The sequence below is a fragment of the Microlunatus speluncae genome, from assembly GCF_009299835.1.
Classification (GTDB): domain Bacteria; phylum Actinomycetota; class Actinomycetes; order Propionibacteriales; family Propionibacteriaceae; genus Microlunatus; species Microlunatus speluncae.
This window is the reverse complement of the sequence record NZ_VKCZ01000019.1, coordinates 344,230-366,184: the sequence shown is the minus strand read 5'-3', so window position 1 is coordinate 366,184 and position 21,955 is coordinate 344,230. Positions and strand designations below refer to the sequence as shown.

Annotated in this window: 17 protein-coding genes; 12 read left to right on the top strand and 5 right to left on the bottom strand. The window is 69.1% G+C overall.

Annotated features, from left to right (window positions below):
* Window positions 1–13 precede the first annotated feature (13 nt).
* Genes FNH24_RS23985 through FNH24_RS23975 form a run of 3 tightly spaced genes read right to left on the bottom strand, consistent with a single transcriptional unit; the run spans window position 14 to window position 3,366 of the window.
* On the bottom strand, window positions 14–1,537 hold the full coding sequence (locus tag FNH24_RS23985; protein ID WP_152364754.1) for a hypothetical protein: 1,524 nt from the start codon (window positions 1,535–1,537) through the stop codon (window positions 14–16).
* Between the two features lie 33 nt (window positions 1,538–1,570).
* Window positions 1,571–2,455, bottom strand: a complete 885-nt coding sequence (locus tag FNH24_RS23980; RefSeq protein ID WP_217428470.1) for a carbohydrate ABC transporter permease — start codon at window positions 2,453–2,455, stop codon at window positions 1,571–1,573.
* Window positions 2,452–3,366: a carbohydrate ABC transporter permease gene (locus FNH24_RS23975; RefSeq protein WP_217428468.1), complete on the bottom strand. Its 915-nt coding sequence runs from the start codon at window positions 3,364–3,366 to the stop codon at window positions 2,452–2,454. The genes FNH24_RS23980 and FNH24_RS23975 overlap by 4 nt, the downstream gene beginning before the upstream one ends.
* A gap of 190 nt (window positions 3,367–3,556) precedes the next feature.
* Here FNH24_RS23975 and FNH24_RS23970 point away from each other — a divergent pair, with 190 nt between their 5' ends.
* From FNH24_RS23970 to FNH24_RS23935, 8 genes are all read left to right on the top strand, one after another.
* Window positions 3,557–4,879, top strand: coding sequence for an ABC transporter substrate-binding protein (locus FNH24_RS23970; protein ID WP_152364753.1), 1,323 nt, complete (start codon window positions 3,557–3,559; stop codon window positions 4,877–4,879).
* Window positions 4,876–5,949, top strand: coding sequence for a Gfo/Idh/MocA family protein (locus FNH24_RS23965; protein WP_246187042.1), 1,074 nt, complete (start codon window positions 4,876–4,878; stop codon window positions 5,947–5,949). Before FNH24_RS23970 ends, FNH24_RS23965 begins: the two co-directional genes overlap by 4 nt.
* Window positions 5,946–8,159 (top strand): heparinase II/III domain-containing protein, encoded by a 2,214-nt coding sequence (locus FNH24_RS23960; protein WP_152364752.1) that lies wholly within the window; start codon window positions 5,946–5,948, stop codon window positions 8,157–8,159. Before FNH24_RS23965 ends, FNH24_RS23960 begins: the two co-directional genes overlap by 4 nt.
* The gene (locus tag FNH24_RS32025; RefSeq protein WP_217428467.1) at window positions 8,159–9,772 is read left to right on the top strand and encodes an amidohydrolase family protein; all 1,614 of its coding nucleotides are present in this window, start codon (window positions 8,159–8,161) and stop codon (window positions 9,770–9,772) included. Before FNH24_RS23960 ends, FNH24_RS32025 begins: the two co-directional genes overlap by 1 nt.
* Window positions 9,769–11,139, top strand: coding sequence for a hypothetical protein (locus tag FNH24_RS23950; protein ID WP_152364751.1), 1,371 nt, complete (start codon window positions 9,769–9,771; stop codon window positions 11,137–11,139). The genes FNH24_RS32025 and FNH24_RS23950 overlap by 4 nt, the downstream gene beginning before the upstream one ends.
* Window positions 11,140–11,141: 2 nt before the next feature.
* Window positions 11,142–12,449, top strand: coding sequence for an aspartate aminotransferase family protein (locus FNH24_RS23945; protein WP_152364750.1), 1,308 nt, complete (start codon window positions 11,142–11,144; stop codon window positions 12,447–12,449).
* Window positions 12,450–12,639: 190 nt separating this feature from the next.
* Entirely contained in the window at window positions 12,640–14,751 is a 2,112-nt protein-coding gene (locus tag FNH24_RS23940; protein ID WP_152364749.1) for an ABC transporter substrate-binding protein, read from the top strand.
* A gap of 40 nt (window positions 14,752–14,791) precedes the next feature.
* Window positions 14,792–14,971 (top strand): hypothetical protein, encoded by a 180-nt coding sequence (locus FNH24_RS23935; RefSeq protein WP_152364748.1) that lies wholly within the window; start codon window positions 14,792–14,794, stop codon window positions 14,969–14,971.
* Window positions 14,972–14,994: 23 nt separating this feature from the next.
* On the opposite strand, the gene FNH24_RS23930 is transcribed toward FNH24_RS23935, so the two are convergent.
* A complete protein-coding gene (locus tag FNH24_RS23930) occupies window positions 14,995–15,405 on the bottom strand; it encodes a type II toxin-antitoxin system VapC family toxin (RefSeq protein WP_152364747.1) in 411 nt (136 codons plus the stop codon).
* Complete coding sequence (locus FNH24_RS23925) at window positions 15,405–15,647, bottom strand: type II toxin-antitoxin system Phd/YefM family antitoxin (RefSeq protein ID WP_152364746.1); 243 nt, start codon at window positions 15,645–15,647, stop codon at window positions 15,405–15,407. The genes FNH24_RS23930 and FNH24_RS23925 overlap by 1 nt, the downstream gene beginning before the upstream one ends.
* A gap of 148 nt (window positions 15,648–15,795) precedes the next feature.
* On the opposite strand from FNH24_RS23925, the gene FNH24_RS23920 reads away from it, so the two are divergent.
* The 4 genes from FNH24_RS23920 to FNH24_RS23905 are packed head-to-tail and all read left to right on the top strand — an operon-like array spanning window position 15,796 to window position 21,954.
* A complete protein-coding gene (locus FNH24_RS23920) occupies window positions 15,796–17,409 on the top strand; it encodes an alkaline phosphatase D family protein (RefSeq protein ID WP_161606289.1) in 1,614 nt (537 codons plus the stop codon).
* A gap of 54 nt (window positions 17,410–17,463) precedes the next feature.
* Window positions 17,464–19,797 (top strand): FAD-dependent oxidoreductase, encoded by a 2,334-nt coding sequence (locus FNH24_RS23915; RefSeq protein ID WP_152364744.1) that lies wholly within the window; start codon window positions 17,464–17,466, stop codon window positions 19,795–19,797.
* 21 nt (window positions 19,798–19,818) lie between these two features.
* Complete coding sequence (locus FNH24_RS23910) at window positions 19,819–20,580, top strand: helix-turn-helix domain-containing protein (protein WP_161606288.1); 762 nt, start codon at window positions 19,819–19,821, stop codon at window positions 20,578–20,580.
* A 36-nt stretch (window positions 20,581–20,616) separates the two neighbouring features.
* Window positions 20,617–21,954 (top strand): extracellular solute-binding protein, encoded by a 1,338-nt coding sequence (locus FNH24_RS23905; protein WP_152364742.1) that lies wholly within the window; start codon window positions 20,617–20,619, stop codon window positions 21,952–21,954.
* The last annotated feature ends 1 nt before the right edge of the window (window position 21,955 follow it).

The window sequence follows — 21,955 nt, the reverse complement described above, 5'->3', positions numbered from 1 at the left end:
CTGACCGATCGGCCTAGGCCCGCCGCCAAGCCTCCTTCCGGGCCCAGTTGAGGTAGCCGATGCCGAGGGCATGGGAGCCCTGGCTCGGCACCAGCGCGGCGGCGTCGTAGACCCGCAGGCACTGGGCGTAGATCTCGGTGTCGTAGCGGGCATAGAGCATCCAGCGCGCCGCCTGGACGGCGTTGCCCGGCACCGCGTCGGCCGACCCGTCGATCCGGAACCAGACCTCGGTCTCGGACCTGATCACGTTGTCGACGAAGGTCTTGGCCACAGCCGGCAGGTCAAGATCATCGTGCCGGATCCCGGCGGCGTGGGCCGCGGCCAGGAACTCGATCGTGATCGCCGCGTGGCTGATGTCCTCGATCGAGCGGACCGCCGAGTAGAACGGCGTGTAGGTGGACAGCTGATCGGCGGCCGCATAACCGTTGTACAGCTCGCTGTGCGGCGGCCAGTAGTTCCAGACGTAGGCGCCGTCGGCGGTGCTGGTGACGCCGCGGGCGAAGCCTTCCAGCATCGCCGTAATCTTCTGCCGGTACGACTTCGCGCGGGTCAGCCGATACAGCTCGGCCATCGCCTGGCCCGGTCCGTGGCTCTGGTTGTACGGCTGGATCAGGCCGTCGAACGGGATCGGCGCCCCCTTCGGCCAGACGTAGTCGCCCACCCCGTCGACGATCCGGAATTCCTCGTCGTGGAAGGCGATCGCGGCCGCCGCGGCGGCACCGGCCCGCTTGGCCGCGCCGCCGTAGCGGTGCCGCAGTTTCGGGGTCTCGGCGACGATCCGGGCGAACAGCGCCAGCGGGTAGGCGACCATGCCGGTGTGCACGGCGTAGACGTAGAACTGGGACGTGAAGGTGATCGTGCCGGCGGCCGGGGCGGGCGCGACGGCCGGTTGATCACGGAGGTCGATCGCGGTCCAGCGCAGGCCCGGGCCGTAGCCGGCGTTGATCACCGTGACGGCGTAGTTCGGCGAGGCCGGATCGAGTGAGACGCCGGTCCGGGTGATCACCGTCGCGCTCGCCGGGTTGCGCAGGGTCAGCGTGAAGGTGTCCGCGGCGACCTCCGAGATCTCCGCGGTCGACTCGGCGGCCCGCGCGCCGGCCCAGCGCACCTGGATCGCCGCCGCCCCGGTGCCGTCGGTGATCACACCGTGCGCGGCCGTGTAGGCGTTGGAGGTCCGCCAGACCGGGCCGGAACGGCCGCGGTAGTCGGTCACCCCGCGGGCCCGGTCGGTGGTCGCGGCCAGGTGCTCGGCCCGGTCGACGAAGGTGTCCAGGTAGGCCGGATCGCCGTAGGCCTGATACATCCGGAGCAGACCGAGCAGGAAGTACGACTCGCCCCAGGCGTAGCCGCCGGCCTCGTTGTGTTCGAAGCCGATCGCCAGATAGGCCTGCTGCGCCTGGGCGAAGGCGGGAGGCTGGTCATAGCCGGATTCCGGGGCGGCAACTGCGGTCCCGTACGGGAGTCCGGCGGCAACGGTCAGGCCGGCCGCTCCGGCCAGCACCGCCCGCCGGCCGATCGGCCGTGGCTCGCTGTTCATGATGATGTTGTCCTTTCGGGGGGGGTTGCGGGACTATCCCTTCACGGCGCCACCCATGCTGGAGAGGATGTGCCGTTGCAAGATCAGGAAGACGATGATCACCGGGACCAGCGAGATCACCGTGCCGGCGGCCAGCCCGCGGACATCGGTGCCGCTGACGCCGGTCAGGTAGGCGATGCCGAGCGCGATCGGGAACTTCGACTGGCTGGTCAGCACGACCAGCGGCCAGATGAAGCTGTTCCAGACCGAGATGAAGCCGAGGATGGCCAGCACCGCCAGGGTCGGCGCGACGATCGGCACCGCGATCCGGGCGAAGATCATCAGCTCGTTCGCGCCGTCCACCCGGGCCGCCTCGATCACCTCGTCGGGGATCTGCAGGAACGCCTGCCGGAGCAGGAAGATGCCGAGCGAGGACAGCAGCGCGGGCAGGATCACCGCGGTGTAGCTGTCGGTCAGGCCGAGCTGGCTCATCACCAGGAATCGCGGGATCAACATCAGCTCGCCGGGCAGGAACATGATCGACAGGAACAGCAGGAAGAAGAATCCCCTGCCCCGGAAGGCGATCCGGGCCAGCGGATAGGCGACCAGCGCGCTCACCACCAGATAGAGCGGGACGATGATGATCACGTAGAGCACCGAGTTGAGCAGGAACTGGCCGTACGGGATCGTCGTCCAGGCCTCGACGAAGTAGTCCCCCACCGGCGGTCTCGGGATCAGGTCGGGCGGGAACGAGAACACATCCTGGGTGCCGGGCTTGGTCGCCGCCGAGAGCAGGATCAGGAACGGCCCGATGAACACGGCGGCCAGCACGATCAGCGCCAGATAGAGCAGCACCCGGCGGACGTACCAGCCGGCATCCCGGGCCCGCGGCGAGAGTCGGCGGGGCCCGTCGCCGCGCTTCATCGTGGGCGCGCTCATCGGTCCCGCCTCCGGGTGACGAACAGGTTGGCCACCGCGAACACGATCATGATCGCCCAGAGCACCAGGCCGATCGCGCTGGCGTAGCCCATGTCGTAGTCCTGGAAGGCCTTGGACCAGATGTAGTAGCCGAGGGTCAGGGTCGAGTCGAGCGGCCCGCCGCGGGTCAGCACGTACACCGACTCGAACGCCCGCATCCCCTCCAGCATGCTCAGCGTCAGCGTCACCGCGAAGGTCGGCAGCAGCCCGGGAATGATCACGTGCCAGAGCCGGCGGATCGCCGACGCCCCGTCCACCCGGGCCGCCTCGGTCAGTTCCTTGGGCACCGCCTGCAGCCCGGCCAGATAGATCATCATGAACAGCCCGGCACTCTTCCACGCCTCCAGCAGCACCACCGTCGGCAACGCCCACGAGGTGTTCAGCAGGAAGTCGATCGGTCCGATGCCGACCAGGCTGAGCAGCCAGTTGATCACGCCCTCGCGGTTGAAGACGTAGCGCCAGCCGACGGCGACCGCGACCATCGAGGTGATCACCGGCAGGTAGTAGGCCATCCGGAAGCCCTGGATGCCACGCAACGGGATGTTGACCAACAGCGCCAGGAACAGCGGGACGACCACCGACAGCGGCAGGAACATGATCAGGAACAGCAGCGAGTTGGTCAGCGCGTGCCAGAACCGCGGATCGACCGACATGGTCTGGAAGTTGGCCAGGCCGACGAAGCTGATCGGGCTGACGATGGTGTAGCGGGAGAAGGCGAGTTGGATCGCGATCACCGCCGGCCAGGCGAACATCGCCGCGTACAGCACCAGCCCGATGGACAGGAACAGGTACGGCGTCCACCAGCGCTGCCCGACCACCCGACCGGGCCCGCCGGAACCGCGCCGGGCCAGCCCGGCGGCAGGCATCGCCATGGCGGACCCTCCACTTCGTAATCTGCCCGAAACATACGGTTCGGGAATCACACTGAAACTAGGGAACGTCGGCGTTTCATGTCAATACCTCAACATTTACGCCCGACTTCCTCTTGACTTCTTCCGGACAGCGATCCGAAACTGATGTCCGTAACCTGCCTTCAGGACACTACTCGTCAGGAGGGACGCCGTGACCGCGCCCACCGCTTTTTCCCGTCGCCGGTTCACCCTCGGCGCCGCCGCTCTGCTGCCGCTGCTCGGTGCGGCCGGCTGCATCTCCGGCAACCCGGCCGGCCAACCGCAGGCCCCGGCCGGCGACAAGTTCTCCGGCGAGGTCGAGTGGTGGACGATCAACCTGCAGAAGAACTACTCCGACTACCTGACCGGCATGATCAACAGCTACACCGGCGAGCACGGTGACGTGAAGATCAACTGGGTCGACGTGCCCGGCCAGGACATCACCACCAAGCTGCTGGCCTCGATCGCCTCCGGCAGGGTGCCCGACGCGGTCAACTTCACCTCGGCCACCACCGGCCTGTTCGGCGGCCAGATGCGTGATCTCGGCGAGTTCTTCAGCGCCGAGGAGCTGGCCGTCTACGCGCCCGGCCTGACCGAGACGCTGAAGAACGCCGACGGCCAGCAGATCGCGATCCCCTGGTACAACGGCGGCACCTCGCTCGCCTTCTACAACACCGAACTGCTGGAACCGACCGACTTCGACCCGGCGCAGCCGCCGAAGACCTTCGAGGACGCGCTCGCGCTCGCCGTCGCCTACCACCAGGCGACCGGCAAGTCGGCGATGAACCTGATCCCGACCAGCGCCGTCATCCAGCAGAATGATCTTCCGCTGCTCAGCGAGGACAAGAAGACCGCGGCGTTCAACACCGACGAAACCCGCGAGTTCATCTCGAAGTTCAAGCCGTTGTTCGACTCCGGCGCGATCGCGCCGGGAGCGATCAGCTCCGACGTCCGGAACCTGCCCCAGAACCTGGAGAACCGGCTGATCGCGATCTCCCCGATCACGGTCTCGTCGAACCTGCTCAACATCCAGAAGAACGCCCCGCAGGTGTACGAGAAGATCGCCGTCACTCCGCCGGTCACCGGGCCGTCCGGGAAGTTCATGATGCCCGGGCAGCAGATCTTCGGCATCCCCAAGGCCGCCGACAATCCGGCGGCCGGGGCGGAGTGGCTGAAGTTCGTCACCTCGGCGGCCAACCAGGTCGCCTTCTGCAAGCTGGTGGCGATCTATCCGTCGGCCCCCGCGGCCCTGGAAGATCCGTTCTTCACCGCCAAGACGGCCGACGCCAGGACGCCGGCCGATGCCGCGATCGCGACCTTGATCAAGACCTTCCCGAACAGCACCGACGCCTCGCTCGGCTCCGGCAACGACGAGCAGCTGCGGCTGATCTTCGACAACGAGATCGTCGCCTTCTTGACCGGGAAGAAGCCCGCCGACCAGGCCCTGGCCGACGCCGAGAAGTCCTGGAACACGGAACTGGCCAAGCCCCGGTGAGTCCTTCGTCCCCTGAGCCTGTCGAAGGGCTGCGGATCGGCATCATCGGCGCCGGGATTATGGGCCACGGCAACGCCGTCGCCCTGTCCCGCGAGTCGGCGGTGTCGATCACCGCCTGCGTGTCCCGGACCCGGTCCAGTGCCGAGAAGCTGGCCGACGTCGTCACCGAGCACGGCGGCACCCGGCCGCGGGTGCATGATCATCCGGCCGAGTTGCTGGCCGACGGCGCGGTGGACGCCGTGGTGATCACCACGCCCGATCACCAGCACGCCGACCTGGTCGTGGCCGCCGCCGAGGCCGGCCGGCATGTCCTGGTGGAGAAGCCGTTCGCCACCTCGGTCGCCGACGCCGACCGGGCCCTGGCCGCGGTCCGGGCCGCCGGCGTGATCGGGATGTGCCTGTTCAACCACCGCTGGGTGCCGGCCTATGCCCAGGCCTTCACCGAGCTGGCCAGCATGGGCGACGCCGCGGTCGCGTACGCCAGGAAGAACGACACGATCACCGTCTCCACCGACCTGATCAACTGGGCCGCGGACACGACCTGTGCCTGGTTCCTGTCCAGCCACGACATCGATCTGGTGTCCTGGCTGATCCGCGACCGGGTGGTCCGGGTCTACGCGACTGCGCGTTGGGGGGTGCTGCAAGGCCGCGGGATCGACACCCCGGATGCGATCCAGATCCAGGCCGAGTACGAGCGCGGCACGGTCGCCACCTTCGAGTCCGCCTGGATCTCGCCCGCGAGCTTTCCGACCATGGTCGACTCCTACATCGGGATCGTCGCCGACGGCGGGGTGATCCAGCTCGACCGGCAGGCCGAGAATCTGGTGGTGTCCCGGCCCGAAGGCCTGACCTATCCCCGGACGCTGCTGCAGCGGGTCACCCACGGGGTGCCGGCCGGGGCGTACCGGGACGCGATCGTGCACTGGATCGACTGCTGCCGGACCGGGGCCGAGCCGTTGATCACTTTGGAGAGCAGCCGGGACGTGACCGCCGTGCTCGCCGCGGCCCACGAATCGCTGCGGACCCGGCAGCCGGTCGACCTGCCGGCGCGGACGGAGCCGAGCCGATGACCGTGATCACGACCGGGCCGGAGAAGCCCCGGCACATCGACGACCGGATCACCCGGTTGTCCGACGACGACCTGATCGCCGCGTTCGGCCGGCCGGACGGCGTCGGCGACGTGGCCGCGCTCCGGGCGTGGCTGGCCGGTCGGCAGCGCCGGGTCGCCCGGCCGCTGCCGGAGTGGGCCGAGTCGGTCCGCGGAACCACGGCGGCGGAGGCGATCATCGGCGCGGCCGACGCGTTGCTCGAGGACGACTTCGACGTCACCGGTGCGGAGCTGGGCCGGTCCCAGCGCTACGGCTGGCACTATCTCGGCTGGCTGTCCGGCGGGATCAAGGCCTGGCTGCTGACCGGCGACCAAGATCGACTCCGGGCCGTCGAGCGGCACCTGGTGCGTTGGGCCGAGACCCGGGATTCGGTCATCGGCGAATGGCCCGGCCTGGACGTGATCTGGTATTCCCTCGGCACCTGGGCCCGCTGCCACAACCTGCTGCCGGCGCTGGAGGCGCTGACCCCGACCGAGCTCTCCGACCGGGCCTGGCGGGAACTGGTCGCGACCCTGATCGGCGGGGCGCGCTGGGCGTACGACGAGCATGATCGTTTTCGGCACGGCAACTGGCAGCTGGTCTCGGCCACCCAACTGATCCAGCTCGCCGCGGTGCTGCCGGACCTGGTCGAGGCGCCGAGCTGGGCTCGGCGCGGCCGGGACCGGCTGCTGGAGCACCTGGAGCTGGACGTCTACCCCGACGGCGGCCACTACGAACGCTCGCCCGGCTACCACGTGATGTGTCTGGAGGCGGTCCAGCTCGCGGCCACCGTCGACCTCCTCTACGGCGACGGTGAGCTCGCTCGGCAGCCGCGGGTCCGGGCGATGCACGACTGGCTGGTCACCCTGACCGGCTCCGGCGGCTGGATCCCCCACCTGCAGGACAGCGGCGTGATCTGGCCGGCCGACCTGCTGCGCCGGGGCGCCGAACTGCTCGCGGCGCCCGACCTGGCTGCCGCCGCCGACGATCCCCACGGGTCCGGCCGGCCGCCGGTGGAGGTGCTGCCCGATTCGGGCTACGTCGTCCTCCGCGGCGCGGATGATCAACGGATCGTGGTCAATGTCGGGCCGCACATCGAGCACGAACTGGAGTCGCACTCGCACCGGGCCGTCCTCGACCTGGTGCTCGACGGGCGGAGCCGGCCGCTGCTGTCGGAGGCCGGCGGGCCGACGAGCTATGACGTGCCGGACTACCTCACCTGGTATCAGGCCGGCCGGGGGCACAACACGGTCACCGTCGACGACCTCGAGCTCGGCGTCGACCGCGGCGCCCGGCTGATCGGCAGCTGGGACGCCGGCCCGGTGGTGGCGCTGAGCGCCGAGCACTGCGGCTACGGGCCGGTCCAGCAGCGCGACGTGATCATGACGCGGCAGGAGCCGACCGTGATCATGGTCCGGGACCGAGCCGAGGACGACGAGGCGACGCATCGCTTCAGCTGTCATTGGCACGCGGTCGAGCCCTGGCAACCGGTCGATGCGGCCTTCCGGTCCGGTTCCGCCGGCGAGCCCGGCCTGCTGCTGACCGTCCTGGCCGAGCCCGGTGATCAACCGGAGCAGCTGTCCGAGGACCTGGCCCGGCGGCCGGACCCGGCCACCCGGACCGCCGAACACGCCCCGCTGTACGGGCTCACCCTGGAGCGCGCCCACGGCCGGTTCACGACTGTGATCAGGACCGGCCCTGACGCCGCCGCGCTCGACCTGGCCGCCGCCCAAGGGCCGGACGGGATCGTGGTGCGGACCGCCGGAGTGATCGACACCGTCGGCCCGTCCAGCTGGATCCGCCGCGGCTCCGACGGCGCCCTGCATTGGGCGACCGCGTGGAACGGCACTGACCTGGTCGTGCCCGAGTTCGCTGTCCAACAACGCGATCCGCACGCAGCGACGCTGTCCACGATCCAGGCCGTTCGCTCCCTGAGCCTGTCGAAGCGTCGTCCTGAGCCTGTCGAAGGGGGCCAAGGTGATGTGGTCTGCCCTTCGACAAGCTCAGGGAACGATGGGGTGATCATCGACATCGTCAGCAACGGCCGGGCGGACCTCCGGCTCAACGGGCTGCGCGCCGAGCCCGAGCTCCGGCTGAACGACATCCCGATCGCGGCCGAGTCGGAGGACGACGTGATCATGGTCGGGTTGCCGATGGCCGGCCGCTGGACGATCACCGGCCTGGCACTCTGATGACCACGCCCGAGCTGCCCCGCGCGACCGGCTGGTTCGACGCCCACGTCCGGACGGGCCGGCACCCGGAGCTGCCGTTGGGCCGGGGTGACGCCGCTGCGATCCGGGCGCACCTGACCCGCTACGGATTCAACGGCGCGCTGGTCGGCGCGACGGCGTCGTGGCTGCACGATCCGTTGACCGGCAACGCCGAGGCGAGCGCGGTCGCCGCCGAACTGGCCGACCTCGGCGCCCGGCCCTGCTGGACGGCCGTGCCCGCGACGCCCGGCGAGCTGGCCGATCCCGCGGGTCTGGTCGATCGTGCGGCGGCCGAGGGGGTCGCCGCCTTCCGGCTGTTTCCCGACACCCACCGGTTCGCGCCGACCGATCCCGGGCTGGACGGCTTCTTCGCCGCCCTGATCCGGCACGGCCTGCCGCTGTGGCTCGATCTGGCCGAAGCCGGCTGGTCCATGATCGACTCCCTGCTCGGCCGCCATCCCGAGCTCATCGCGGTGATCAGCCAGGTCGGCTACCGGGAGCTGCGCTACGTCATCCCGTTGCTGGACCGGCATCCGGGCCTGCACCTCGATCTGGTCAACCTGGCCACGCATCAGGGGCTGGAGTGGTTGCAGCGCTACGGCTACGCCGAGCGGTTGATCTTCGGCAGCGGCTTCGGGGTGCGGGATCCGGCGGAGGCAATCTTTCGGCTGCACGGATCTGGTCTCGACCCGGCGATGATCACGGCGGTCGGTCGCGGCAACGCAGAGGGACTCTGGCCTGCCCTTCGACAGGCTCAGGGAACGATCGCCGAGACGTCGACCGACGGTGAGCCGATCGATGTGGTGGACGCGCATGCGCACTTGGGGCCGTACTCGCGGTTCTTCATTCCGGAGCCCGACGCGGACACCATGGTCGCGGTGATGGACCGGGTCGGCACGGCGGTGACCGTGCTCTCGTCCAACCTGGCCATCCAGCTCGACGCCGAGCGCGGTAACGACGCGACCCTGGCCGCGGTCGACGCCCATCCGGACCGGCTGGCCGGCTACGCGGTGATCAACCCGTGGCAGGATCCGGCCGACCAGCTGGCCCGGGTCGAGCAGGATCCGCGGTTCGTCGGGATCAAGCTGCATCCCAGCCTGCACAACTATCCGGTGACCGGGCCGCGCTATGCCGCCGTCTGGGAGTTCGCCCAGCGGACCGGCTGCCCGGTGCTCAGCCACACCGCCCAGGGCTCACCGTGGGACGCGCCGCGGCTGTTCGACCCGATCTGCGCCGAGCATCCCGATGCCAAGATCATCCTGGGCCACTCCGGGATCACGCCGGCCGGCATCGACGAGGCGATCACGCTGGCCCGGCGGCATCCGCGGACGTACCTGGAACTGTGCGGATCCCTGCTGGTCGGCGAGTTGATCATGGACATGGTCGAGGCCCTGGGGCCGGACCGGGTGCTGTTCGGCTCGGACTTCCCGTTCATCGATCACCGGCTGTCGCTCGGCCGTGTGCTCGGAGCGGGGCTCTCGGCCGACGCGAAGGGGGCCGTGCTCGGCGGCTCGGCCCGGCAGGTGTTCCAATGGCGGCAGCTGCCGAACCCGACCGAAACCTCTCGGCCGACGACTGCGGGAGGAGTCCGATGATCGAGGACGAAACCACCGAACCGCGTGCCCAGACCCGCGCCAACGGGCCGGACGTCTCGGTCGGCCTCGTCGGCCAGCGCCGGCTGCTGCGCGAGATGCAGGCCTGCGCCCAACAGCTGACCGAGCGGTACGCTCCGCAGCGGCTCCGCTTCGTCACTGCGCCGACCGACGACGGCGCCGAGGAGGAGGCGATCGCCCGGATCGCCGACCGGATCGACGCCGCCGTGTTCCCCGGACCGTGGCAGTACGACCGGATCCGGCGCACCGGCTGGCTCACCGTCCCGGCCACCCACGTCGCGCTCAGCGGATCGGCGCTCTATTCCGCGCTGCTCCGGGCCCGGCTGGCCGATCCGGCGGTGGACCTGACCCGGTTGACCATCGACTCGCTGCGGCGCTCCGACGTCGTCGAGGCCTACGACGAGCTGGGCCTGCCGGCCGACCGGGTCCGTTGCCTGGCCTACACCGGACCGGAATCGGTCGGTGCCTTCGCCGAGTTCCACGCCAAGTCGCTGCGCTCGGGCGAGTCCAGCCTGGCGCTGACCACGATCCTGTCGGTGGAACGCGAGCTGCGCGCGGCCGGGCTGCCGACCCTGCGTCTCTCCCCCACCCGGGCCACGGTCCGGGACGCGATCGAGACCGCCGTGCTGCTCGGCCAGGGCAGCCGGCTCGGCGCCAACCGGATCGCCATGATCGCGGTCCGGTTGATCACCGCGCCGCGTTCGTCGACCCAGGACACCGACTACTGGCAACAGGAACTGGCCCTCGCCGCGCAGCAGCGGCTGCTCACCCACGGCCGGCGGGCCGGGGCCACCGTGACCCGGCGCTCGGACACGCTGTTCCTGGTCACCACCACCCACGAGGGGCTGGACCTGCTCACCGAACGGCTCCAAACCGCGCCGTTCATGACCATGATCACGGCGTCGCTGGGGGTGCCGGTGGCGGTCGGCATCGGGGTCGGACCGACCGCCCGCGGCGCCGAGGCGAACGCCCTCGGCGCGGTCGAGGAATCCCTGGCCGGCAAGGGATCCTTCGCCGTCTACCGCGATTCCGGCGGCGACACGATCGAGTTGCCGCCCGGGTCGCCGGAGACGCTGAGGATCGAGGCGGCGTCGGACGACGAGGCGACGATGGACGAGCGGCTGCGGACGATCATGGTCCGGCTGGTCGAACACGCCGACGCCGACCAGCCGGTGATCGCCGACGTGGAGGCGGTGGCGGCGGCGATGGCCGTGACGCCGCGGACCGGGCGCCGAATGCTCAAGGACCTGGTGTCGGCCGGCCTGGCCTGGCCGCTGCCCTCGGCTCCCTCGGCCGGCGGTGGCCGGCCCCGCCAGTTGTTCCGTCTGCTGACCGAGAAATTGGAGTGATCATGGACCACCCGACGTCCGGACCGAAAGCCGCCGAGGCGTACGAACGCGCCCGGAAGGTGATCGCCGGCGGCGTGTCCAGCGACGCCCGGCGCAGCGCCGGGGTGCCACTGTTCGTCGATCATGCCGCCGGGGCCGAGTTGTGGGACGTGGATGGCCGCCGCTTCCTCGATTACGTCCTGGGCCAGGGTCCGGGCCTGCTCGGCCACGCCTCCCCGCTCGTCGCCGACGCGGTCGCGGCCCAGGCCCGCCGCGGGGTGGCGTACGCGGCCCAGCACGAGCTCGAGGCCGAGGTCGCCGAACGACTCTGCGCGATGGTGCCGTGCGCCGAACTGGTGCGCTTCAACAGCGTCGGCTCCGAGGCGGTGCACGGCGCGATCCGGCTGGCCCGCGGGCACACCGGCCGGACCGTGATCATCAAGTTCGAGGGCAACTACCACGGTTGGCTCGACCCGGTGCTCTACAGCGTGCATCCGGATCTCGCCGCGGCCGGCGACGCCCGGCATCCGGCCGCGGTCGGCGGCTCGGCCGGACTGCCGCCGAACGGCGCGGCCGACCTGATCGTGCTGCCGTACAACGATCTGGACGCCCTGGCCGAAATCTTCGCCGACCGGGGCGACACCATCGCCGCGGTGATCATGGAACCGATCCTCTGCAACACCGGCTGCATCACGCCGGATCCCGAGTTCGCCGCCGGCGCCCGCAGTCTGACCACCGAGCACGGCGCGCTGTTGATCTTCGACGAGATCATCACCGGCTTCCGGGTCGCCCCCGGCGGCGGCCAGGAGGTGATCGGCGTGACGCCCGACCTGGCCACCTTCGGCAAGGCGATGGCCGGCGGGATGCAGGTGTCGGCGCTGGTCGGCCGCCGCGATGTGATGGACACGATCAGCAACGGGACCGTCGCCCACGCGGGCACCTTCAACTCCCACCCGGTGGCGATGGCGGCCGCGAACGCCGTCCTGACCGAGCTTCATGATCAGGCCGACCGGCTCTATCCGGCGCTGCGGCAGACCGGCCGATCGCTGATGGACGGGCTGCGGCAGATTGCCGGTCGGCACGGCGTTCCGCTGCTCGTCGACGGCCCCGGCCCGGTCTTCCAGACCTACATCACCGATCGGTCCGAGGTTCGCGACTACCGCGACTTCGCCGGCTGCGACCGGTCCGCGATGGCCCGGCTGCACGAGCTGCTCTACGCCGGCGGCGTCAACATCGTGCCGCGCGGCCTGTGGTTCCTCTCCACCGCCCACACCGAGGCCCAGGTCGCCGAGACGCTGGACGTGGCCGAGGCGGCGTTCGCCCGGCTCTGAACCCGTTCGCCGCCCCCGCACCGGGTCTCACCATCCGGCGCGGGGGCTGTCGGTGGTGCCCGGAACTCGCCTAGGTTAAGCGCTTAGATAGCGCCTGACGGCGTGTTTCGTTCCTGTGCCTCGGGGGTCGGGACGAGCGACTGCCGCACGCCCGCCGGCGCGGACAACAGTGATGTTGGAAGGGGCCCCGATGCACGCTTCCCAGCTTTCCCGCCGCAGTTTCCTGTACGGCTCCGCCCTGGTCGCCGGTGCCGCCGCGCTGGCCGGCTGCTCCGGCGGCGACACCCCGGACGGCGACAACCCGGACGGTCCCCGCTCCGAGGCCCAGGGGTCGGCGTCCGAACCGTTGACGCCGCCGGGCACATACCAGCAGGCGCCGGCACTGGACGGCCAGGACCTGCCACCTGTCGAGGAGCGGCTGCCCGAGGTCCCGTACGTGATCCCGCACCGCTGGGTGACGCCCGGCAAGTACGGCGGCAGGCTCAACATGAACGTCTTCACCACCACCGGCGCGGCCGGCGCGGTCTCCGACTTCGAGTTCTTCTACGGCAACTCGCCGCTGCGCTATCTCAACGACGGCAAGGATGTCGGGCCCGGACTGATCGAGACCTGGGAGGCCAACGACGATGCCTCGGAGTGGACCTTCCACTTCCGCAAGGGGCTGAAGTGGTCCGACGGCGCGCCGTGGACGACGGCGGACGTGATGTTCTGGTGGGAGGAGTTCGTCCTGGAGCAGAAGATGGCGATCACCCCGCCGGACGAGGCCCGGTCCGGCAAGGGCACGCTCGCCACGTTCACCGCCGTCGACGAGACCACGCTGATGATCGCCTTCGACGCGCCGGCCCCGTTGACGCCGGACCGGATCGCGATGTGGGTGAACGGCCCCCGCGTCGGCCCGTTCTGGTCCATGCCGAGCCGGTACCTGAAGCAGTTCCATCCCAAGTACAACAAGGAGGTCGGGGACGACTGGGACGCGGTCGGTGGGCTGATGGTGACCCGCTCCGACTGGCACCGCAATCCCGAGTGTCCGACCCTGACCGGCTACCGGTGCAAGTCCTTCGACAACGCCAAGGGAGTGGTGCTGGAGCGCAACCCGTACTACTGGTGCGTGATGCCGAACGGTGATCAACTTCCCTACATCGACGAGATCCAGATCAGCGTCGTCACCGACGACCAGGTCGGCAAACTCCAGCTCCAGCAGGGAACCGTCGACTACTGCCACGGCCCGTTCAACCGGGTCTCACTCAACGACGTGCAGGGCCTGAAGGACAACGCCGCCAAATCCGGCACCGAGATCATCCTGTGGGACAGCGGCTCCGGCACCGGCTCGATCTTCTTCTTCAACTACGACTACATCGACGATGAGGTCCGCGAACTGATCCGGAACCCGAAGTTCCGGCAGGCGATCTCGCACGCGTTCAACCGCGAGGCGGTCCGCAAGTCGGTCTACTTCAACACCGGTGAACCGACCACCGGAACCCTGAGCCCCAAGGCGATCGAGTATCTCGTCAACGACACCGGCAAGCAGACCTACGCCGACTGGCGCGACTCCTACGTCAGCTACGACCCGAAGCGCGCCGAGCAACTCCTGGACGAGCTCGGCGTGATCGACTCCGACGGCGACGGCGTACGCGAGCTCCCCGGTGGCAAGAAGCTGTCCCTGCGGATCGACAGCCAGGCCGATTCCTCGCCCGAGCACTCCACCAAGGACAACCAGCTGGTGTCCGACCTGAAGGCCGTCGGGCTGGCGATGAAGATCAACCCGATCCCGCCGCAGAGCTTCGATGATCAGTGGAAGACCGGCAAACTGATGTCGCGCAGCAACTGGGAGGCGAGCGACGGGCCCAACCTGCTGGTCAACCCCACCTGGCTGGTGCCGATCGAGCCGTCCCGCTGGGCTCCGCTGGAAGGCCAGTGGTATCAGCAGCTGGGCACCAAGACGGCCGGCACGGAGCTGGAGCTCGATCCGTGGGAGCGGCACCCGCCGCGGTTGGAGCCGGACCGGGAGGGCCCGATCCAGAAGATCTGGGAGCTCTACAACGCCAGCAAGGTCGAGCCGGACGAGTTGAAGCGGCACCAACTGGTCTGGGAGATGATCAAGCTCCACATCTCCGACGGCCCGTTCTTCATGGGCTGCGTGGCCAACTTCCCGCAGATCACGGTGATCAAGACCGATCTCCGCAACGTGCCCCGCAAGGAGAACCTGACCCTCGGCGGCTTCGTCAACACCTGGATCCATCCGACCCCGGCTGTCTACGACCCGGAATGCTACTTCTGGGACAACCCGGACCAGCACCAATAGCCCCGGGGTCCTCCACGCGACCGAGTGACACCATCATCAGGTGCGGATTCTCTTCTCCAGCCTGGGCATCGCGATGGGTTCGGTCGAGGTCCTACGGCAGGCGGTCGATGGGCTGGCCACCGCCGACGCGACGGTGCTGGTGGCCGAGATCGCCGCGAGGCCGTCCCCGGATCAGGTGGCGGCCGACCTGCCGGGCTTGATCGAGTCCGGCCAGATCTGATCGACGGCGCGTTGCAGTTGAGCCTATGACTCCCAGGGATTGATCACCCGCCGCGTGACCCGGGCCAGGTGTTTCTCGTTCCGGGTCACGACGGTCATCTTGTGATGATCGGCGATGGCGCCGATCATGCAGTCCTTCATCTCGATGTTGGTTCGCTTGTTGGCTTCGGCGGCGCCGATCGCAGACCTGAGGTCCAGAGGGAGCACCTTGTCGCGGAATTCACTCACGACCTCGTCGAACCACTGGTCGAAGGCTGCGACCTGCCTTGGATCCTGTCTCGGTAGATTCAAGATGCCAAGTTTGAGCTCATAGATCGTCAGTGAGGTCGTGTACAGAATCTCGTCATCCTGACTTCTCATCCACTCGATGACCGCGGGGTTGGCAGCATCCTTCTTCCGGATCTCAGAGATGATGTTGGTGTCGAGCACAAACATCAGAACGTGGCGCCTTTGATGTCCATCTCAACCGGAGGAAGCTCAACATCGTGGTACTCGTCCATCTGCAGACGTGTGACCAGATCAGCCTTCAGCTCGCCTTTCAGTCTCCGGTACTCGTCGATGTTGATGACGACATAGGCGGGCTTTCCGTGCTCGGTGACATATACCGGCCCCTCATCAGCCTGACGCTTGGCCGAGGTGGGGTTCCGATTGAACTCCTGGGACGACATAGTGCTCATCGCGACCTCCTGGTAGTTAGCTAACTACCAGTGTAGCCCTTGATCTCCTCATCGCAGTCGAAGAACCGTCGGCTGTTACGCATGTGTTCAGTCCATCATGCGCATCACGCATTGCCAAGGCCTGTGTGCCGGGCTTACCTTCTCCGCCATGGGGGAATCACCGAAGTTCACCGCTCGCACCTCGTTCCGCCGGCTCGACAGCGAAAGTCGCCGGCGCTTCCTTGCTCTCGCCGGTGGCGGCGCCGCCGGCCTCGCGTTCGCCCTGCGCCGGCCGGACCCGGCCCGGGCCGCGACGACCACCAAGATCAACTCCTATCCGTTCCGGGCCGGGGTGGCCTCCGGCGACCCGCGGCCCGACTCGGTGGTGCTCTGGACCCGACTGATCACCGACCCGCTCGACTACACCGGCGGCATGCCCACCACCGCCCGCTACCGGCTGGACTGGCAGGTGGCCGCCGACGAGGGATTCCGCAAGATCGCCCGCAGCGGGACGGTCACCGCCTTCGCCGAGAACAGCTACGCCGTCCACGTCGAGGCGGGCGGGCTCCAGCCGTCCCGGCGCTACTGGTATCGCTTCCGGATCGGTGATCACGTCTCCGAACCGGCCAGCACGCTGACCGCACCCGCGCCGAACGAGTCCCGGCCGCTGCGGTTCGGCTTCGCCTCCTGTCAGAACTATCGGGCCGGCTACTTCAACGCGATGCGCGACGCCGCCGTGGCCGACCTCGACGCCATGCTCTTCCTCGGCGACTTCATCTACGAGTACGGCATCGTCCAGATCAACGGCGGCCGGCCGGTCAGCGGCATCCCGTCCGAAGCTCAGGTCACGGCGACCGATCTCGCCGACTACCGGTTCCGCTACGGCCTCTATCGCAGTGAGGACGACCTGCAGGCCGTCAGCCGGAACACGCCGTTCATCTCCACCTGGGATGATCATGAACTCGCCAACGACTACGAGTCCGGCCCGCTCGATCTCGATCGTCGGGCGGCCGCCTACCGGGCGTTCTGGGAGAACATGCCGCTGCGCCGGCCGCAGCAGCCGCGCGGCTCCGACGCCCGGATGTATCGCCGGCTGCACTACGGGACGATGGCCCAGCTCGACGTGCTGGACACCCGGCAGTACCGCGACCCGATGGTCGGCGCAACGGTCCCCGACGAGGGCGACCGACGCAACCCCGGGTTGAAGATGCTCGGCGCGGAGCAGGAGCAATGGCTGCTGGACGGGCTCGGCGCCCGGCCGGTGCGCTGGAACCTGGTGCCGCAGCAACTGCTGCTGGCCAGGCTCAACACGGCGTCCGGTCCGGACCGGCCGACCCAGTTCTCGGGCGGCACTTGGGACGGCTATCAGGCCACCCAGCAGCGCGTCTTCTCCTGCGTCGGTGACGCCCTCGACAGCGGCCGGATGCGCAACTTCGTCGCGCTCGGCGGCGACGTGCACCGGTGCTACGCGTCCAACGTGCCGCGCGACACGCTCGACCCGGAGGGCCCGACGATCGGGGTCGAGGTGACCAGCCCGTCGGTGACGAGCGCGCTCGACTTCGACCCGGAGGCCAACGAACGGGCGCAGATCCGACGCACCATGAATCCGCTGCTGGCCTGGGCCGACCTGCACTGCGGCTACGGGATCTGTGATCTCGACGCCGACCGGATGATCATCGAGGTCCGCGGCTCCGACCGGGTCAGCGTCCGGGACGAGGTCCGCACGTTGGCCCGGTTCACCGTCGCGGACGGCGATCACCGGTTCAGTTCCGTCGACATCTGAGATCCTCATACCCGAGCTCTGTGCATGCGCTATTCGCATACCTAAGGTGGGGTCATGCATACGCCGCCGACGTCGTCCAGCACCCGAACCGGTCAGCTCCATGTCGCTCCCGCCGAGGCCCGGCGGGACTTCCGGACCGATTCGCTCGAGGCCGACCTGGTGGTGGTCGGCGGCGGCATGGCGGGCACCTGCGCCGCGATCACCGCGGCCCGGGCCGGGGTCCGGGTGATCTTGGTCCAGGACCGGCCAGTGCTGGGCGGCAACGCCTCCAGTGAGGTGCGGCTCTGGGTGCTCGGTGCCACCGCGCACATGGGCAACAACAACCGCTGGGCCCGCGAGGGTGGCGTGGTCGACGAGATCATCGTCGAGAACACGTACCGCAACCGGGACGGCAACTCGATCATCTTCGACACGATCCTGTTGGAGAAGGTGACCCAGGAGCCGTTGATCACGCTGCTGCTGAACACGGCGATGGTCGGCGCCGACGTCGCCGACGGCACGATCCGCTCGGTGTCGGCGTTCTGCAGCCAGAACTCCACCCGGTACGAGCTCACCGCTCCCCTGTTCCTGGATTCGACCGGAGATGGCGCCCTGGCCTTCTCCGCCGGCGCGGCGTTCCGGATGGGAGCGGAGGCGTCGGCCGAGTTCGGCGAACCGTTCGCGCCGACCGAGGAGTACGGGCCGCTGCTCGGCCACTCGATGTACTTCTACAGCAAGGATGTGGGCCATCCGGTCCGGTTCGTGCCGCCGTCGTACGCGCTGGACGACCTGTCCACCATTCCGCGGGCCCGGAGCTTCAACACGAAGGAGGACGGCTGCCGGCTCTGGTGGATCGAGTGGGGCGGCCGGCTGGACACGGTGCACGACACCGAGTTGATCAAGTGGGAGCTGTGGAAGGTGATCTACGGCGTCTGGAACCACCTGAAGAACTCCGGTGAGTTCCCCGACGCCGAGAACCTGACCCTGGAATGGGTCGGCCACGTCCCCGGCAAGCGCGAGTCCCGCCGCTTCGAGGGGCTCTACATGCTGCGGCAGAGCGACATCCTGGAGCAGCGGCTGCATCACGACGGCGTCGCCTTCGGCGGCTGGTCGATCGACCTGCATCCGGCCGACGGCGTCTTCTCCGAGCATCCGGGCAGCAACCATCTGCATGCCCGGGGCACCTACCAGATCCCGTACCGCTGTCTGGTCAGCGCCGACGTCGCCAACCTGTTCCTCGCCGGCCGGTTGATCAGCGCCAGCCACGTCGCGTTCGGCTCCACCCGGGTGATGGGCACCGGAGCGCACATGGGCCAAGCCGTCGGCGTCGCGGCCGCGTTGTGCCTGCGGGACCGGCTCAGCCCGGCCGAGCTGGCCACCCCGGAGCGGACCGGCGGGCTGCGCCGCGAGCTGCTGCGCCGCGGCCAGCACCTGCCGGGCGTGCTGCTCGACGACCCGGACGATCTGACCCGGACGGCCATGATCACCGCGTCGTCCGAGGCCCGTCTCACCGAGCTGCCGGACAGCGGCCAGGCCGTCCCGCTGGACCGGTCGCGGGGCCAACTGTTGCCGCTGGCGGCCGGGCCGGTGCCGCAGTTCGGCCTGATCTTCGACGCCGATCACCCGGCCACGGTCCGAGCCGAGCTGCGGGTCGGGTTGCGTCCGGACGACTACACCTGCGACATCGTGCTGGCCGCCGCCGACCTCGAGCTGCGACCGGGATCGGACCAGCCGGTGAAGATCGACTTCGACGCCGAGCTGGCCGAGCCGGGCTACGTCCAGCTGAGCCTGCTCGCCAGCGACGGCGTCGCCGTCCACGTCAGTGATCAACTGATCACCGGCACCGTCGGCCTGCGGCACAAGGCGACCCAGGAGGAGGACGCCGCGATCGGCCGGCCGCGGATCGAGTTCTGGACCCCCGAGCGGCGACCGACGGGACGCAATCTCGCGCTCCGGCTCGACCCGGCACCGCCCGCGTACCCGGCGACCAACGTGGGCGTCGGCGCCGACCGGCCGACCAGCGGCAGCAACGCCTGGGTCGCGGCGGTCGACGACCCGGCGCCGCGGCTCGAGCTGTCCTGGCCCGAGGCGCAGCCGATCGGCCGGGTGGAGCTGTCCTTCGACACCGATTTCGATCATCCGATGGAGTCGGCCCTCTACGGCCATCCGGAGTCGGAGATGCCGTTCTGCGTCCGCGACTTCCGGGTGCTGGCCGGGTCCGAGGTGCTGGCAGAGATCACCGACAACCACCAGTCCCGGCGCGAGTTGATCATGGATCCGCCGGTGACCACCGACCGGCTCAGCGTCGAGGTGCTGGCCGGCCACGGCAACGCCCCGGCCGCGATCTTCTCCGTCCGCTGCTACGCCGACCCCGACCCGCGGATCCAGCGGTCCCCGGTCCCGGATTGATCGTTCGACACAATGCCCACCATGACCGACATCCAAGCCCCATCGGGCGGAGTACAGTCGCTGGCCCGCGGGTTGCAGATCCTGCGGACTCTGATCGACGAGGGCGCGCCGCTCACCGGCACCGAGATCGCCCGCCGGTTCGGCCTGCATCAGAGCTCGATCTCCCGGGTGCTGGCGACCCTGACCGATCTCGGCTACGTCCGCAAGGCCGCCAACGGCCGGTTCGTCCCGGACTACGGCATCCTCACCTTCGCCCCGGCGATCGCGCAGTTCCCGCTGGTGGTCAAGCCGCGGGCCACCATCGAACAGATCGCCGCGGAGCACCCCGGCTTCACCGTCCACCTGTGCCTGCTCTGGCGGACCGAGATGATCTATCTGCTGCGCACCGCGATGGGCAACGAGACCATCACCTTCTGGGGGCCGGCCTTCCCGCTGCACGTCTCCTCCCCCGCACTCCGGCTGCTGCTCGAACTGCCGCAGCGGCAGGCCCTCGCCATTCTGGCCGCCTCCAAGAAGCGGCTGGGCTGGGAGCAACCGACCGACCGCGTCCCGGCCACCGCCACGGCGGCGTTGCGCGCCGCCCGGAAGCTGCTCGAGCACGACGTGCTGATCTTGGACGAGTGGTACGACGTCGGCGGCCTCGGCGGCGCGATCCCGTTGCAGACGGGCGAGAACCTGCCGGTGGCCCTGGCCATCACCGGATCGAACGACAAGGTCGACCACGCCACGCTGCGGCTCTGGCTGCACGACGCCCGACGACGGGTCGAGGCCACTCTGACCTGACCCGCATCAACCACACACCTCAACGGGGAGATGATCATGACCAAGACGATGTCCGGCGCCGCGATCCCGCGCGCCCTGCCACGGCGAACAATCCTGTCCGGACTGGCCGGAGTCGCCGCCACCGGTGCCCTGGCCGGCTGCGGCGGTGGTGCCGGTGGCGGCGGAGGCGGCGGAGGCGTGCTCCGCGTCTGGGGCGGGGTGCCGGCGGAGTCCGGGCCGGACGATCTGATCAAGGCCTTCGGCGAGGAACACCCGGAGATCAAGGTCGAATACACCCGCTACGTCAACGACGAGCCCGGCAACCTGAAGCTCGACACCTCGCTGCAGGGCGGCGTACCGATCGACATCTTCTTCTCCTACAGCCCGGCCAACCTGAAGAAGCGCAGCACCCTGGCGCTGGAGCTGACCGACCGGATCAACGGCGAAGCCGACTTCGCGAAGTTCACCGTCGATGCGGATCCGGTGAACAACTATCCGTTCGAGGGCAAGCTGTTCGCCGTCCCGGCGGCGCTGGCGCCGCTGAACACCTACGTCAACGAGACCATGATCAACGAGGCCGGCATCACGCTGCCGGAGGACTGGGACGTCGACGAGTACTGCGAGATCGCCCGCAAGCTGACGGTCAAGGACAAGGCCTTCGGTACGCTCACCGCTCCAACCCTGGCCCGGGCCACGCTCGGCCCCAACTCGAGCTACACCGCCGACGGCAAGGCCAACTTCGCCCACCCGCTGTTCGCCCAGCAACTGGAACTCGCGCTCGAGCTGCAGCGGGAGGGCACCGCGATGCCGCGGTCGCAGATCCTGGCTGAGAAGCTGCAGACCTTCCCGCACACCCCGTTCCTGGCCGGCCGGGTGGCGATGGTGATCCAGGCCGGTCACCTGGTCCGCTACATCGGCGACACCAAGGAGTATCCGCACGACTTCAGGACCATCTGCCTGCCGCCGCCGGCACCGGTCAAGGGCAAGCCGTACTGGAACGAGGGCCAGATCGGCGACCTGATGTCGATCAGTGCGAAGTCGAAGAATCCCGACGCCGCCTGGACCTTCCTCGCCTTCTGGGTCCGCAACGCCGGGAAGTACATGATCAAGGGCGGCCGACTGCCATCGCTGGTCGGCGACGCGAAGCCGGCCGACATGATCGCGCAGCTGCTCGGGCCCGACCGCGACACCATCTATGATCCGGCCTCGTTCGAGCGGTTCCTGTTCTCCGACCAGTTCCAGGTCGCCGTGGACACGAAGTTCGCCGGCGCGACCCAGATCCAACAGATCCTGCTCAAGCTCACCGACGAGGTGCTGCTCGGCGACCGGACCGTCGAGAGTTGGGTGGCCGAGGCGGTCAAACAGTCCGACGCCGCGATCGCGACGGCACCCTGAG